The 14,956-nt window shown below is 52.1% G+C and carries 12 protein-coding genes, 1 other RNA gene and 2 pseudogenes; 13 read left to right on the forward strand and 2 right to left on the reverse strand.

Translation table 11 applies throughout. The features are described 5' to 3' along the window. Positions 1–157 precede the first annotated feature (157 nt). On the forward strand, positions 158–1,177 hold the full coding sequence (locus A0129_RS14245) for a transglutaminase domain-containing protein (protein WP_291716020.1): 1,020 nt from the start codon (positions 158–160) through the stop codon (positions 1,175–1,177). 3 nt (positions 1,178–1,180) lie between these two features. Here the strand turns inward: A0129_RS14245 and A0129_RS14250 are convergent, their stop codons facing one another. After that, a complete protein-coding gene (locus tag A0129_RS14250; protein WP_291716022.1) occupies positions 1,181–2,362 on the reverse strand; it encodes a M20 aminoacylase family protein in 1,182 nt (393 codons plus the stop codon). A 105-nt stretch (positions 2,363–2,467) separates the two neighbouring features. Here A0129_RS14250 and A0129_RS14255 point away from each other — a divergent pair, with 105 nt between their 5' ends. Further along, positions 2,468–3,559 (forward strand): aminopeptidase, encoded by a 1,092-nt coding sequence (locus tag A0129_RS14255; RefSeq protein WP_291716024.1) that lies wholly within the window; start codon positions 2,468–2,470, stop codon positions 3,557–3,559. Here the strand turns inward: A0129_RS14255 and A0129_RS14260 are convergent. Continuing rightward, entirely contained in the window at positions 3,554–4,357 is an 804-nt protein-coding gene (locus tag A0129_RS14260) for a class II glutamine amidotransferase (RefSeq protein ID WP_291716026.1), read from the reverse strand. The genes A0129_RS14255 and A0129_RS14260 overlap by 6 nt on opposite strands. A gap of 52 nt (positions 4,358–4,409) precedes the next feature. On the opposite strand from A0129_RS14260, the gene A0129_RS14265 reads away from it, so the two are divergent. From A0129_RS14265 to A0129_RS14310, 11 genes and pseudogenes are all read left to right on the forward strand, one after another. Beyond that, positions 4,410–5,756, forward strand: coding sequence for a glycerate kinase (locus A0129_RS14265; RefSeq protein WP_291716028.1), 1,347 nt, complete (start codon positions 4,410–4,412; stop codon positions 5,754–5,756). A gap of 60 nt (positions 5,757–5,816) precedes the next feature. After that, positions 5,817–6,938, forward strand: a complete 1,122-nt coding sequence (pyrC, locus tag A0129_RS14270) for a dihydroorotase (RefSeq protein WP_291716030.1) — start codon at positions 5,817–5,819, stop codon at positions 6,936–6,938. 144 nt (positions 6,939–7,082) lie between these two features. After that, positions 7,083–7,685, forward strand: a pseudogene (locus tag A0129_RS15865) (DUF3025 domain-containing protein); the annotation flags it as partial. A gap of 83 nt (positions 7,686–7,768) precedes the next feature. Then, an RNA gene (rnpB, locus tag A0129_RS14275) (RNase P RNA component class A) lies at positions 7,769–8,172 on the forward strand. Between the two features lie 229 nt (positions 8,173–8,401). Continuing rightward, positions 8,402–8,830, forward strand: coding sequence for a division/cell wall cluster transcriptional repressor MraZ (gene mraZ / locus A0129_RS14280; protein WP_008250386.1), 429 nt, complete (start codon positions 8,402–8,404; stop codon positions 8,828–8,830). A gap of 2 nt (positions 8,831–8,832) precedes the next feature. Beyond that, entirely contained in the window at positions 8,833–9,804 is a 972-nt protein-coding gene (gene rsmH / locus A0129_RS14285; protein ID WP_291716032.1) for a 16S rRNA (cytosine(1402)-N(4))-methyltransferase RsmH, read from the forward strand. Next, positions 9,792–10,073 (forward strand): cell division protein FtsL, encoded by a 282-nt coding sequence (ftsL, locus tag A0129_RS14290; protein WP_105027286.1) that lies wholly within the window; start codon positions 9,792–9,794, stop codon positions 10,071–10,073. Before rsmH ends, ftsL begins: the two co-directional genes overlap by 13 nt. 34 nt (positions 10,074–10,107) lie before the next feature. Continuing rightward, positions 10,108–11,826 (forward strand): penicillin-binding protein 2, encoded by a 1,719-nt coding sequence (locus A0129_RS14295; RefSeq protein ID WP_291716039.1) that lies wholly within the window; start codon positions 10,108–10,110, stop codon positions 11,824–11,826. Next, positions 11,823–13,319 (forward strand): UDP-N-acetylmuramoyl-L-alanyl-D-glutamate--2,6-diaminopimelate ligase, encoded by a 1,497-nt coding sequence (locus A0129_RS14300; RefSeq protein ID WP_291716035.1) that lies wholly within the window; start codon positions 11,823–11,825, stop codon positions 13,317–13,319. Before A0129_RS14295 ends, A0129_RS14300 begins: the two co-directional genes overlap by 4 nt. Continuing rightward, on the forward strand, positions 13,312–14,706 hold the full coding sequence (gene murF / locus A0129_RS14305; protein WP_291716037.1) for a UDP-N-acetylmuramoyl-tripeptide--D-alanyl-D-alanine ligase: 1,395 nt from the start codon (positions 13,312–13,314) through the stop codon (positions 14,704–14,706). The genes A0129_RS14300 and murF overlap by 8 nt, the downstream gene beginning before the upstream one ends. After that, positions 14,696–14,956: pseudogene (locus tag A0129_RS14310) on the forward strand (phospho-N-acetylmuramoyl-pentapeptide-transferase); the annotation flags it as partial. The gene murF and the pseudogene A0129_RS14310, both read left to right, overlap by 11 nt.

The raw sequence follows: 14,956 nt of genomic DNA on the forward strand, positions 1-14,956 counted from the left end.
CAATTCACAACTCTCAACAACATTCACTTGATCTAGTGATGTTGCCACGCAATATTCAGAACGAAGCTGTTTGCTCCCAAGTGGCTTCCGATTCATTGGATGTTTCTTTTATTCCGATATCGTCTTAGCTTTCTGTTCGTTTATCTTGGAATTGAAGTTGAAGTATTTTCTTGATCATCGGTCGCGGTATTTTTTTGCTCTATTGGTTTTTCTTGTCCCTTACGCGGCGGGTGCAGACAAAGGTGTCACCCGGTATCAACAACTTAACACCCATTTCCAACACACACTTGCCTCACCTAACTCACAGTTAGAATCAAGACTTGATTCTTTACTTTCAATTGCTGCGACCGATGAGGAAAGGGCATGGCTGGTCTACCGGTGGGTGACTTATCATTTCAAACACGATGCGGGACTGGCCAACAAGATTGGGGATCCGTCACAGCATTCACTTCAGAAGCTTCATGAGTTGGGCGGCGGAAGTTGCGCTGTGTATGCGAATGTGACTCATCGCTTGATGCAGATGGCCGGTTTGGAGGTCAAGACAATTTATGGTTTGGTAAAAGGTGGTCCTGTAACCTCGCACCGGAATGGTAAACCGGTCAATCATGTGTGGAATGCGGTCAAGATCAATGGGGTTTGGAAGGTAGTGGATTCCACCTGGGGGGCTGGGTTTGTTGGTCGACATGGGTTTCAATCCCTACATAGCGATCTGTTTTTTCTTTTACCGCCGGAAAGCGCCATTTTGAGTCACTACGATGGGGCGGATGAACTGGGTTATCAGCATTCGTTTGGAGTCAGCCAATCCCTGTTTGCCAAATTGCCAGACGATGCTTTGTATGCGGCTGCAGTGGGTTTGGATCCGAAATTAATAGTCGATGGGGTGAGGAAGAAGGGGCGTTTTACATTGGTGTCGATTTTTGATGTGCCTTCCGACTCTTTGAAAGTATTGTCAGCGCCTGTGAATGGTGTGCTTGACCGTGTCAGACATCGCTTCGTGATTGAATCGAATGTATTCGAAGAAATAATGATCGTTCAGGGAAAGTCATGGATACCACTGACAAAAAGTGGCAGGGTGCACTCACTCTCTTTTGTCCCGACTCAGGGGGAGCTGCTCGTTATGGGGAAACGCCCCAAGCAGTTGGAGTTTGAGGCCCTTTTGGGTTATCGAGTTCAGTGACGATTAGTTACGCTCAAGAAAGGCGTGCGTAATGGCCAACCAAGCTTTCACACCCAGTGGAAGTATTTTGTCGTTAAAGTCGTAGCTAGGGTTGTGCAAAGTGCATGGACCAATACCATGTCCATGGGTTCGGTGACCGCCATCGCCATTGCCGATCCAAAGGTAGGCGCCAGGTTTGTGTAGGAGCATGAAGGCGAAGTCCTCCGCGCCCATTGTCGGTGGCAAGCTGGTGTGAACTGCGGTTACTTCAGGTATTTCGACCAGCGCTTTCTTCGCCAATTCAGCCATGTCAGCGGAATTGATGGTTGGCGGATATTTTCGGTCAAACTCCAACTCGGCAGTTGCGCCGAAGGCGGCGCAAAGTTCGGTGCTGAGCTTTCTCATGTGATGCTCAATCAGATCCAGGGTGTCTATGCTGAAGGTACGAACTGTACCCTGCAAGATCGCGTGGTCGGGGATCACATTGATTGCTTCCCCCGCCTGAATCTGGGTGACAGACAATACGGCGGGCTCCACAGGCTTGCAGCTTCTGCTGACAATGGTTTGGAAAGCCAGGATCAGTTGTGCGGCAATAACCACAGGGTCTATGCCCAGGTCCGGCATCGCTGCGTGCGCACCTTTGGCCTGAATTTTTACTGAAAATTCATTGCTCGAGGCCATGACCGCACCCGTGTGTGCAGCAAACTCGCCCTCTCGCAGACCTGGCCAATTGTGCATTGCAAACACTGCATCGACCGGGTAACGCTGAAACAGACCGTCGTCGATCATGCGTTGTGCGCCTGCCCCACCCTCTTCGGCAGGTTGAAAAATAAGGACAACACTGCCTTTGAAGTTGGGGTTTTCTGCGATTTCCTGTGCGGCACCCAGCAGCATTGCAACGTGACCATCATGGCCACATGCGTGCATTTTCCCAGGGTGACGGGAAGCGTGCGGAAATTGGTTGCGTTCCTGAATGGGTAATGCGTCCATGTCGGCGCGAAGGCCGATCATTTTTCCTGGGCCTTGCTTGCCTTGAATAAGGCCCACCACACCGGTTTGCCCTATGCCGGTCTCGACCTCGTATCCAAGTTCGGTCAATCGTTTTGCAACAATTTCAGCGGTACGGTTTTCTTCGTAGCGCAATTCAGGGTGGGCGTGGATGTCACGGCGGGTTTTAACCCAGGATTCAATTTTGCTCGGATTCACAACAAACTTCGCGGGTTGGTACAAGCATTAAGAATCGCAGGTTTTGTCCACTGTGGCAATCACCGTGCTTTACTATGAATGTAATTGGTTCAGGGCAGGGCGGAAATGATTCAGCGAAGTGCATTGTTGGGCTTGATGTTGACGAGTGCATTTCTATTGAATGCATGCAGCACTGGGGCTTATTTCTGGCAAGCCACCACGGGTCATTTGAAGGTGTTGGCTGCTGCAGAGAATATTGATGAGGTGTTGGCGCGGTCAGATGTGTCGGACAGGTTACGCACCCAACTGGAATACGTTCAGGACATTCGTGAGTTTTCCGTGGGGCGCTTGGGGCTTCCTGACAATCAGAGTTATCGCAGTTATGCAGATTTGAATCGTGCCTTCGCAGTCTGGAATGTGGTGGCGTCCCCGGCAGATAGTTTGACTTTGGAGACCTGGTGTTTTCCTTTGCTCGGCTGCATTTCCTACAAGGGGTTCTATTCAGAGTCTAATGCAGTGGCCCTTGCGGAAAGTTTGCGGAAACAGGGTCTGGATGTGGCCGTTCTGGGAGTGCCTGCATATTCAACCCTTGGTTTTACGCCAGACCCCGTGTTGAATACTTTTGTGAATTATCCAGCGGGAGAGTTGGCTCGGCTTGTTTTTCATGAGTTGGCGCACCAGGTGGTCTATATTGCCGACGACACGATGTTCAACGAAAGTTTCGCTACCGCCGTCGAGGAGCTGGGGGTGGTCGCGTGGTTGGCCCAGCCCGGGAGGGAGGGTTTGAAGGCGCAGTATGAGGTATTCGATTCACGCAGAAATTCCTTCCGGCTTTTGTTGGCACAAGCGCGTGATGATCTGGAGGTGATTTATGAAAGCCGCAACAGTCTGGACAGAAAGCAACTTCTTGATTTAAAGGATCAGCGTTTCAAGCAGCTTCTGGCAGATTATGCAAAATTGAAACAGTCTTGGGGCGGATGGACCGGTTATGACCGGTTTATGGCTGAGGATTTAAATAATGCAAAGTTGGGTGTGTCTGGCCTGTACACTCAGTATGTGCCTGCATTCAAGGCTTTGCATAAACTCTGCGGTCAAAGTTTTCCACGTTTTTATGCTGCCACGGAAGTGTTGGGTGAATTCCCCCGAGAACAGCGTGAAATACTGCTGGCCGAGTTGCAGCGCGCCGAGCCTTTGTCTTTTGGCTTTAAATGTTTATGAAAGCAGGCAGTGGCCGTTCTTCAACACTGGTCTGCCATCCTCGAACACCAAAAAGGACTGCGGTTCGAATGGGGTCCAGACTTCGTCGTCAGTGAGTGCGGCGGTCGCAATGACAGCAACCCGATCGTTCTGTGTTGTGACGGCACCGAAGTCGACTTGAATGTCACAGTCAACCAGATGCGCGGCTTTGAACGGATGAGCGCGAACGATGTACTCCAGCTTGGTGGAGCAATGCGTGTACATGGCCTGCCCGTTGGACAGCAGCATGTTGAAGGTGCCGTGTTGAGCGATTTTCGAACACACAGGGCGAAGCACTTCATCGACTTCAGCGACGCTGGGGCGATTGCTTGCAGTACGGTAGCCAAACTCATTTTTCAGGGTTTGTAGCAATAGGCAGAATGCGAGTTCGCTGTCAGTTTCTCCGATGGGTAAAAAGTCGCCTTGAAGGTGTGGATTGAAATCTTTCAGATCACCGTTGTGAGCAAAAACCCAGGCTTGTCCCCAAAGTTCCCGAATGAATGGATGGCAGTTCTGCAGTTTGACTTGGCCAACGGTGGCTTTGCGGATATGGGATATCACGTTGTAGGAGCGGATGGGGTAGTTCCGGATTAATTCCGCGACAGGTGAATCGGAGGCTGGGCGGTGATCAATGAAACATCTCGCTGCGGAGCCTTCAAAAAATGCGATACCCCAGCCGTCTGCATGTTCATCGGTCAAGCCGCCTCGTTTGGCAAAGCCTTCAAATGAAAATTGGATGTCGGTTGGCGTGTTGCAGTTCATGCCGAGCAATTGACACATGGTTTAATTGGTAAATTGTTGATTAATTGATTTTTATTTTAAGAGACTTTTCATGTCTGAGAAGGATGATTTTTACAAAGACCTTTTGACCGAGGTTTTTGAGGTGGGTGTTTTGGCGGCGCAACCCGAACAAGCCCTACAGGAGGCGTGGAAAGAGCAAATCATGCCTTGGTTAAGCCAATTGGCCCCGGAGCGCGAGCGCGTGTGGGTTTTTGGTGCAGGCAAGGCGGCTGCATCCATGGCCAAAGCCTTGGAGGGTGTGGCTGGATCTTCAGAAAAACTGCAAGGGTTTGTTGTAACGCGGCGCGGACATGAGGTGAAAACTTCAACGATCGAGGTGGTTCAGGCTGCGCACCCAGTGCCCGATGAAGACGGTCAGCGCGCCGCGCGCAGGCTGCACAAAGCGATTTCGGAAGTGCCTTCAAGTGATGCGGTGATCGCGCTGGTGTCAGGTGGCGGTTCAAGTTTGTTGAGCGTGCCTGTGCGCGATATTCCCTTTGTTGATTTGCAACAGTTGAACCGTGCCTTATTGGCCTGCGGTGCGCCGATCGATGAAATGAACATCGTGCGCAAACATGTGACACAAACTCTGGGGGGGCAGTTGGCACAAGTCTGTCGTGCGCCCGTGTTCCAGTTGTTGATATCCGATGTACCGGGCGATGATCCTTCGTCAATCGCCTCGGGTCCATTCAGTCCGGATGAAAGCACTTTTCACGACGCAATTGAGGTAATCAAGCGTTGGGCGGTGCAAGTGCCACACTCAATTGCCAGGTATCTCGAGAAAGGGATAAAGGGTGCGGTGCCTGATACACCCAAGCGAAGTTCGCTGGTTTTTCGCAAAGTGAAAACGCATTTGTTGGCTAGTAACTTGAAGTCATTGAATGCGGTTACTCAACACCTCGAGGCCAAAGGCTATCAGGTGCTTAATCTTGGCGACACTTTGGAAGGTGAGGCGCGAGACGTGGCGCAGGTGCATGCTGCAATTGCCAGACAAGCAGCAATGGGGCGAGGTGGCTGGCCAGCTGCTCCGCTGGCAATTATCAGTGGTGGCGAATGCACGGTAACCCTGAATGACACTCAGCTAAGACAAGCAAGGGGTGGTCGAAATTCCGAGTTTTTGTTGGCCTTGGCTTTTTACCTTCGGGATTTGAATGCACCTGTTGAAGTGGCTGCGATTGCTGCAGACACGGATGGTATTGACGGTATCGGCGGGCATGCCGGTGCACTGATGTTACCGGGTGACATGCAGCTGTCCAAGGCGGCCAAGCTTGCGCCTCAGTTGCACTTGGATCAACACACCAGTTATGACTACTTTAAGAGTCTGGATCGATTGTTGGTGACTGGGCCAACCATGACCAATGTGAATGACTTGAGGATTATTCTGGTCGGCAGGCCTTGAGGAATTTTGGGCAATCTGCCTAAGGTAAAATACCAACCGTCTACAACTATCTCTGCCCTCATGATTCAGACCATTCAAATTGCTCCGCCCGATGATTGGCATTTGCACCTTCGCGACGGCGAGGCCCTGGAGCATGTAGTTGCGGCCACGGCGTTGAATTTCAGACGCGCGATTGTGATGCCCAATTTGAAGCCGCCTGTGACCACGGTTGATCAAGCCGTGGCTTATCGTCAGCGTATTCTGGATGCCGTAGAGAAAGCTTGTCGCACAGGCGATTATTCCGCGGAGGAACAGGCCGTCATGCGTTTGTTTGAACCCTTGATGGTGCTGTACCTGACAGGTGCTACAAGCCCTCAGGAAATTGAAAAAGCGGCCAACAGCGGTGTAGTGCGAGCAGTGAAGTTGTACCCGGCCGGCGCGACCACAAATTCTGAAGCCGGTGTTTCCGATTTGCTGGGCCAATGCGGCGCTGTATTGCGGGCCATGGAGCTTCATGGTTTGCCTTTGCTGGTGCATGGTGAAGTGACGGATGCGGATGTGGATGTGTTTGATCGCGAAGCCGCATTTGTCGAGACGGTGATGAAGCCTTTGCGTCGGCAGTTTCCAAATTTGCGGGTAGTTTTTGAACACATCACCACTGAGCAAGCGGCCACATTTGTCACCGAAAATTCGGGGCGTGACGCGCAGGGCAGGCTGCTGCTGGCTGCTACCATTACGCCGCAGCATTTGCTTTATAACCGCAACGCTTTGTTCAAGGGTGGTTTACAGCCACATTGGTATTGCCTGCCAGTGTTGAAGCGCGAGGTGCATCGCAAGGCACTGTTGAAAGCGGCGACCAGTGGTTTACCGCAGTTTTTCCTGGGTACAGACAGTGCGCCCCATGCGAGGCATCTGAAAGAAATGTCGTGTGGGTGTGCTGGTTGCTATTCAGCACCCTACGCGATGGCCATGTACGCCGAAGCTTTTGAGCAGATGGGGGCATTGGAAAGCGTTGAGCTGTTTGAAAAGTTTTGCAGTTTGAATGGTCCCGCATTTTATGGTTTGCCTGTTAACGAAGGTGTGTTTGAGCTACAGCGCAAATCTTTTGAGGTGCCGCAACGGCTGCCCTTTGTGACCGAGAGTGGGATTGTGCCTTTGAGGGCAGGAGAGGTGCTGGATTGGACCGTTACCCGTCTTCGGTAATCGGTGGTGGCAGACTCAGCAGTTAGCCCCTGGCTATGGCCCTATGGTGAAAACCGTGCCCGTTTTGATCCTCGACTTGATCATGAGGGCGCTGTTGCCCGTCGGTTGAATGACCTGCGTGGAGAGACAGTCGAAACTATCCCTGTGTTTGTTCATTCGACAGAGAGTTTGGGAGCGCTGGAATATGAGCGCCTTGTGCAAACTGGCCAGATCCCGACTCGAGATCTTTCTCACGATTGGTACAACGGCCAAGTTTGGTTGGCCTTTCCCAAAGTAAAGCAGCTGATCAATGCGCTTCATGTACAGGACGCCTGTTGCTCCGCGGACCAAAGTGGAAGTTTGTCTGGCAATGGTCGAAGTCGCTTGCGCGATGCCCTGACTTTGTTCGATGAAAGCGGCGCGCTTCTTTTGACCACGGAGTGGTCGCTCTGTACGGCCTTGCTACAGCACGACTGGAAAACCTTGCTGCTTGATCAGCGAGAAAGCTGGAGTACTCGTGCCAGGGTTCTATTGTTGGGGCACGGTTTGCTCGATAGCATGAGCAAAGCTCATAAAGGCTTGTGTGCAAAGGTGGTGCCCGTAAAGGTGCCTTCGCTTGACATGGAATTGCCTGAGTTGCAGCGATTGATGTTGTCGGTGGTTAAACAACTTCGCGCCCCCGGTAACTTAAGCCCCCTGCCGGTGATGGGGGTTCCCGGCTGGTTTCGCGTTTCCGAGACCCCCGGCTTTTATGAAGACTCTGCTGTTTATCGCGCGAAGCCAACACGTCGGGTTTCTTCATCTGATGAAAGATTGGCTTTTGTTTGGGATGGGTCTACACTTGCTTTCGGAAAGTGCGTCGGACAGTCGCTGCCTGAATTTCAGGGAGAGGAAAGTCCGGACTCCAGTGAGCACGGTGCTGGTTAACGGCCAGGCGCTATACGGTTTTGGCAACAAGACCCAAGGCGACGGAAAGTGCAACAGAAAACACACCGCCGATGGAAAGGTAACTTTCACAGGCAAGGGCGAACCGGAGGTGTAAGAGACCCCCGCAGTTTTGGCGACAAGGCTGGCTAGGTAAACCCCACTTGGAGCAACACCAAATAGGCGCGCAGACGCTTGAAGCGTCAACGGCGCTCCCCGAGCGCGCGGGTAGGTGGCTTGAGCTGAAGAGTAATTTTCAGCCTAGAGGAATGATTGTCACTTTGGCTGCAAAGCCATTGAACAGAATCCGGCTTACAGACGCGCTTTCTAATCCCCTTCATCAAGATTTAATTCCCTGTTCGTTTCTTAAGACATTACTTTCAGTGTTGTCTTTATGCCTTTATTTTTTCAGCGATTTTTTTCTTGTAATTTTCTCCAAAGTGTTTCTAAGTCATTGGTTGTAAAGCGTTTTCTCGAGAGAACTGCTTGACCGCCCATTTCATAATGCGTAAAGTGGTGATTCGTGGGGATTTGTGTGATTTTGTGGGAATTTAATTCGCGTGTATCAAGGCAGTTCTTCCTTATCCATGGATGCAAAAGGGCGCATGAATGTGCCGCAGAAGCATCGTGACGCGCTGCAAACGCAGTGCGAGGGGGCCTTGACGCTTACGAAACACCCCAACGGCTGTTTGTTGATGTTTCCGCGCCCGGTTTGGGAGCAGCATCGAGAAAAAATTGCCGCTTGGCCCATGTCTGCCCGTCCGTGGCAGCGTATTTTCCTTGGCTTTGCAACAGATGTTGAAATCGATTCTGCGGGTCGAATTCTGGTGTCCCCAGAATTGCGGGAAGCAGCTTCGTTGAGCAAGGAAGTGATGTTGCTGGGCATGGGAAGTCATTTTGAAATCTGGGATTCCACGCTGTTGAAGGTGGAAGAGGAAAAGGCAATTGCTGCGGGCATGCCTGAATCACTGAACGAATTCAGTTTCTGAAGGTGAGTGCCGATGAACACATCCCCGTGCTTCTTCAACCCACGGTTGACGCCCTGTTGCACACGCCCGACGGACTTTATCTGGACTGCACCTTTGGCAGGGGTGGCCACAGTCGGGCCTTGCTCGAGAAACTCTCGGCTCGGGGGCGGCTGGTCGCCCTTGACCGTGATCCCCAAGCGGTTCATGCCATGGGTGAAATCGCGGATTCCCGTTTTCAGGGGGTTCGCAGCGCATTTGCCGATCTTGAGTCAGCGCTTGATTCATTGGGCATCGATCAGGTGGATGGCGTGTTGATGGATATTGGCGTCTCTTCGCCCCAAATTGATCAGGCTGAGCGGGGATTCAGTTTCCGCCGAGATGGTCCGCTGGACATGCGCATGGATCCGCAGACTGGAGAGTCCGCGGCCGATTTTCTTGCTCGGGCTGAAGCTCGGGAAATCAAAGAGGTGATAAAGAATTATGGGGAAGAACGGTTTGCTGTTCAGATTGCAACAGCGATTGTTGCTCGCCGCGCGGAGCGGCCGATCACTACAACACTCGACCTTGCCCAGATCGTGGCAGGGGCAGTTCGCACGCGGGAGCCGGGCCAGGACCCTGCAACGCGCACCTTTCAGGCTTTACGGATTCACGTCAACCAGGAGCTTGCGCAGCTCGAACAAGGTTTAATTGCGGCCTTTAAAAGGTTGAAGGTGGGTGGAAGGCTGGCGGTGATCAGTTTTCACTCGCTTGAAGATCGAATAACCAAGCAATTTATTGAAAAGCTGGCCAATCCAAAATCGCAGCAGGATGCGCGTTTGCGCAAGTTACCGTTGCCCGAGCCTACGCCATTGATGAAAAAGCTGGATCGAATCAAGCCGAGCAAAGAAGAGTGCGAATTGAACCCCCGCTCGCGTTCATCCGTATTGCGCGTTGCTGAGAAGCTGGCCGAGTGGCCCGATGGTTCTTCGGTAGGGGGGGGCGCATGGGGCGCTTGAATATTCTGTTGCTCGCTTTGGTGATTTTTTGCGCCATGTTGGTGGTTGAGCAGCAACACGCGGCGCGAACCTTGTTTGTTGCATTGGGCCAGGAGCAACAGGCAGAGCACCAGATTGAAGTGGCGTTTACACGTTTGCAATTACAGCAAGTGGCGTTGGCCAAAGGTGAGCGGGTGGATGAGGTTGCGCGCACCCGACTGGATATGAATCCACCAGCACCGGGCTCGGTCGTTTTCATGCAGCTGGAGGGGGGCTTTCAGCGTGAGTAAAGCTGTTCGGTTCGGCGGATCAGAATTGTTGGAAATGCGATTGCCAGCCTGGCGATCGCGTTTTGTTTTGGTGTGCATCTTTCTGGCCTTTGGCGGTTTGATCGCGCGCGCAGCTTACCTGCAAATTATTTCCAATGACTTCTTGCAGGAGCAGGGGGCGAAACGCCTGGAGCGTACTTTGCCACTCCAGGCGAGTAGAGGCAGTTTGCTGGATCGCAATATGGTGGTGTTGGCTCAAAGTGTTCCGGCCCAGGCTGTGTGGTATGACGGCCGTCGAATTGTAGATGCCAAGGATGAAGATCTGCGCAAGCTTGCAGCCGTGCTTGGTTTGAAGCCCGACCGGATGATTGCCCAGATGCGTAAAGATTCCAAGCGCGCATTTGTTTATTTGGACCGTCAGGTGGATTCCGATGTTGCTGCCAAAGCAAAGGCACTGAAAATTCCTGGCCTCGGTTTTGTGACAGAGAGCAAGCGCTATTACCCCCAAGGCGAGACCATGGCGCATTTGGTGGGTTTTACAAGTATTGAAGACAAAGGTCAGGAGGGTGTTGAGCTCGCGTTCAACGATCGACTGACTGGCGAGGATGGTGAACGAAATGTGTTGCGTGATCGCCTGGGCAATGTGATCGAGGACATTCGGGAGCTGCGTCCGCCCATCAATGGTCAGGATTTGGTGTTGTCCGTGGATGCAGATGTTCAATACATCGTGTTGTCGGAGCTGAAAAAAGCGGTTGAGCAGCACAAGGCCAAGGCTGCTGCTGCTGTGGTGCTGGATGCAAAAACCGGTGAACTGCTGGCGATGGCCAATATTCCGACTTATGACCCCAACAACAGGGGGCAGTTGCATGGCGAGAAGTTACGCAACCGCGTATTCACTGACATGTTCGAACCCGGTTCAACCTTAAAGCCATTTGGTGTGGCCTTGGCGATGGATCAAGGCAAGGTAAAAGCCAGTACGAAAATTGACACTGGCAATGGGCGTATGTCGATTGGGCCAGCCACCATCAGTGACACCAAGCCGCATGGTGTCATGACTGTCGAGGAAATCATTCAAAAGTCCAGTAACGTCGGTACCTCAAAAATTGTGCTGGAACTCGAACGAAAGGATTTGTGGGATTTTTTCAATTTGCTGGGTTTTGGGCAAACACCCGCGATTGCATTTCCAGGCTCGGTGGCGGGTCGTGTACGCCCTTGGAACAAGTGGCGTCCGATCGAGCAAGCGACCATGTCCTACGGGCATGGCATTTCAGTATCCCTGATTCAGCTGGCACAGTCGTACACCATCTTCGCAAACAAGGGATATTTCGTTCCGGCTTCCTTGATTAAACGGGGGCCGCAGGACCCCGTGGTGTCTCATCGAGTTATTAGTGAAAAGGTCGCCGACAGCATGTTGCACATGCTTGAGTTGGCTTCGGGGCCGGAAGGAACCGCGATCAAGGCACAGGTGCAGGGCTACCGGGTTGCTGGTAAAACTGGCACAGCTCACAAGCAGGAAGGTGGGCGTTATGTGAACAAGTATGTGTCCTCCTATGTTGGCCTTGCCCCCGTATCGGACCCAAGAGTGATTGTTGCGATTATGGTGGACGAGCCCAAGGGGGGCGTGTACTACGGTGGTTTGGTTGCTGCGCCAGTGTTTTCGACCATTACCAAAAGCGTGTTGACTCGCCTGAATGTTCAGCCCGATGCGATTGAATCGACTGAGCAGTTACGCAAGTTTGTTGCTGCACCGAGTGCAGTGGGGAGTCGCTTATGATCAGCGCTTACCTTCATTCGGTGTCAGAGGTGTTGGCAGAACTTCATGAGCGCGGGTTCTACGCTGATTGTTCAGGCTTGGTGACAGATCACCGTCGCTTGACAGGGCCACGCGACGTTTTCCTTGCTGTCCCAGGTGAGAAATTTGATCCGCGAAATTTGGCGGATGATCTGTTGATAGAGCAAAGATGTGGCCTTGTGCTGGTTGATTACGACGATCAGCGAGCGTACCAAAGTGCCAGTGTATTGCCCGTACTTCATCTAAAAACCATGCTGGCTGACCTGGCTTTCGGTTATTACGAAACCCCCAGCGATGCCATGACCATTATTGCGGTGACAGGCACCAACGGTAAAACCACAGTCACTCGCTGGTTGGCGCAGGCACTTGGTCATCTGGGTAAAAAAGCTGCTGTGATTGGTACTTTGGGTTACGGCAAGCCGGACGAATTGAAGGCACATACCGGTTTAACTACTCCGGATGTGGTCGGTGTTCATCATCTGTTGCATGAATTGCGGCAGGACGGCTTTGAAACAGTGTGTATTGAAGCCTCGTCAATTGGACTTGAGCAACGTCGACTGGCCTGTGTCAGCATCGATGTCGCGCTCTTTACCAATTTGTCCCAGGATCACCTGGACTATCACGGGGACATGGCTGCGTATGGCCGTTCCAAAATGATTCTGGCCAGCTGGCCTACCTTGCGGTTGGCGGTGATCAATGCTGATGACTCCTTCGGTATGCAATTTTTGACACATGTTCAGAGCAGGCACATTGATTGTTCTGCTGTGGGGCGTGCAAACAGTGCTGAGTGCCAAATCCTGAATGTTGCCCATCAAGAAAAGGGTCAACGCATTGAGTTGAAGATGAATGGTGCAGTCACCCGGATAGACACGCCCATCATTGGTGAATTCAATGCCGACAATATGGCTTTGGTCTTTGCCACCTTGGTGAGGCTTGGGTACGAGGTTAATCAGGTGAGAAGTGCTTTGGCAGGGGTTACCCCAGCACCTGGACGCATGCAGCACATTGAAGGCGAACCGGCAGTGATTGTTGATTACGCGCACACTCCCGATGCGTTGGAAAAGACACTGTTGGCGCTTCGTCCATTTGCAGATAAACGTCAGGGAAAGCTTTGGGTTGTGTTTGGTTGTGGAGGCGATCGGGATCGCAGCAAGCGCCCCTTGATGGGAGCTGCGGCAGCTAATCAGGCTGATTTCGTGGTGGTCACATCCGACAATCCACGCAGTGAAAAGCCAGAAAACATTCTGCAAGAGATAGTGGATGGAATCGACAAGGTCCTGCACGACAAACTTTATGTCCAGGTTGACCGGGTACAGGCCATTGAATTTGCTGTTACCAACGCGAGCGCCAAAGATGTTGTGTTATTGGCTGGAAAAGGACATGAAAGTACACAGACGATTGGTACACAAGTGATTGCACATTCTGATGCGCAGTGCGCGATGACCGCGCTGGCCAAGCGAGGTGCGCATGCTTGAGTTGAACTGGGCCTTTGAACACGTTGCGACTGCTTTGAGTAAGCAGCTGAAAAAGGGTGCGCCAGAGGTGCCCGGTGCTGTGCGCCTGATTCAAACAGACAGTCGTTTGGTTGAAAAGGGTGATGTGTTCGTGTGCTTGATTGGTGAACGATTTGATGCTCACGATTTTGCAGAGCAGGTCATGCAGTCCGGTGCTGCTGCTTTGGTGACTGACCGCGAACTCAATTTGCCGATTGCCCAGTTTGTGGTGAATGACACTCGTCTTGCCCTTGGGGCCTTGGCCAGTGCATGGCGGCAACAGTTCGATTTGAAGGTGTTGGCTGTAGTGGGCAGCAATGGCAAAACTACCAGCAAGGAAATGTTGGGTAGCATCTGCAAGGCGCAGTATGGTAACGATGAAGTTTTGGTGACTGCGGGTAACTTGAACAATGACGTCGGTGTGCCACAAACATTGTTGAAACTGCGACCTCAGCACAAGATGGCTGTCATTGAGATGGGTATGAATCACCCAGGGGAGATTGATTACCTGGCGAGGTTGGTAAAACCCGATGTGGTGCTATTGACCAATGCGCAGCGAGAGCACCAAGAGTTCATGAAAACCGTGTTGGCGGTCGCCAAAGAAAACGGTAGTGCATTCACCCATCTATCGCCCAATGGTTGTGCGGTATTTCCGGTGAGTGCAGAGTTCGATGATTGTTGGCAAGAGATGTCAACCGGCAAAACTACCTTGCGTTTTGGTTGCGGTGCGGACTTCGATATTTTGCCAGCACGGGGTGATTCTGACCAATCCACTGTGATGCTCAGCGCTTTGGGCAAGCACATTGAATTGCACCCGAATTTTATCGGTGAGCACAACTATGCAAACGCTGCTGGCGCAGCGGCCGCTGCGCACGCCGCAGGCTGCACCCATGAAGCAATTCAAGACGGTTTGAATGCCTTTCAACCGGTGAATGGGCGCTTGCAAGTTGCCTTGAATACACCATCAATTTTGTTGATCAATGACAGTTACAACGCAAATCCAGATTCTGTGAATGCTGCAAGCAAAGTGCTCGCTCAGCAGGCCGGCAGCACTCTGTTGGTGCTGGGTGATATGGGTGAAGTGGGCAATCAGTCAGATGAATACCATGCTGAAGTCGGTTGCTATGCAAAACAGGTGGGCGTTAAACACCTGTACGCCCTTGGCGACGCAACCAGGCACACCGTGTTGGCCTTCGGCGAGGGTGCAATACATTTCAAGAACATCGAAACCTTAATAGAAAACACCATGAATACAACGAAGCAAGGCCGGTGGTCTGTGCTGGTCAAGGGCTCCCGTTTTATGAAAATGGAGCGAGTTGTGCAAGCGCTGGTTCAACATCATTCAGGGGAGGCTAACCATGCTTCTTGAGCTTACCCAATGGCTTGCGCAAGACATTCGCGCTTTTGGTGTTTTTAATTATTTGACTTTGCGTGCCGTGCTGGCATGTGCCACGGCACTGCTGGTCGGGCTGGTGGCGGGGCCGATGGTAATTCGCAAATTGACCCAATACAAAATTGGCCAGTCCGTCCGCGATGATGGTCCTCAAACTCACCTGGCCAAAGCTGGTACACCCACCATGGGTGGTGCGCTGGTCTTGATTGGTATTGGCATTTCCACC

Origin of the sequence: Limnobacter sp. CACIAM 66H1 (assembly GCF_001601825.1) — a bacterium.
GTDB lineage: Bacteria > Pseudomonadota > Gammaproteobacteria > Burkholderiales > Burkholderiaceae_B > Limnobacter.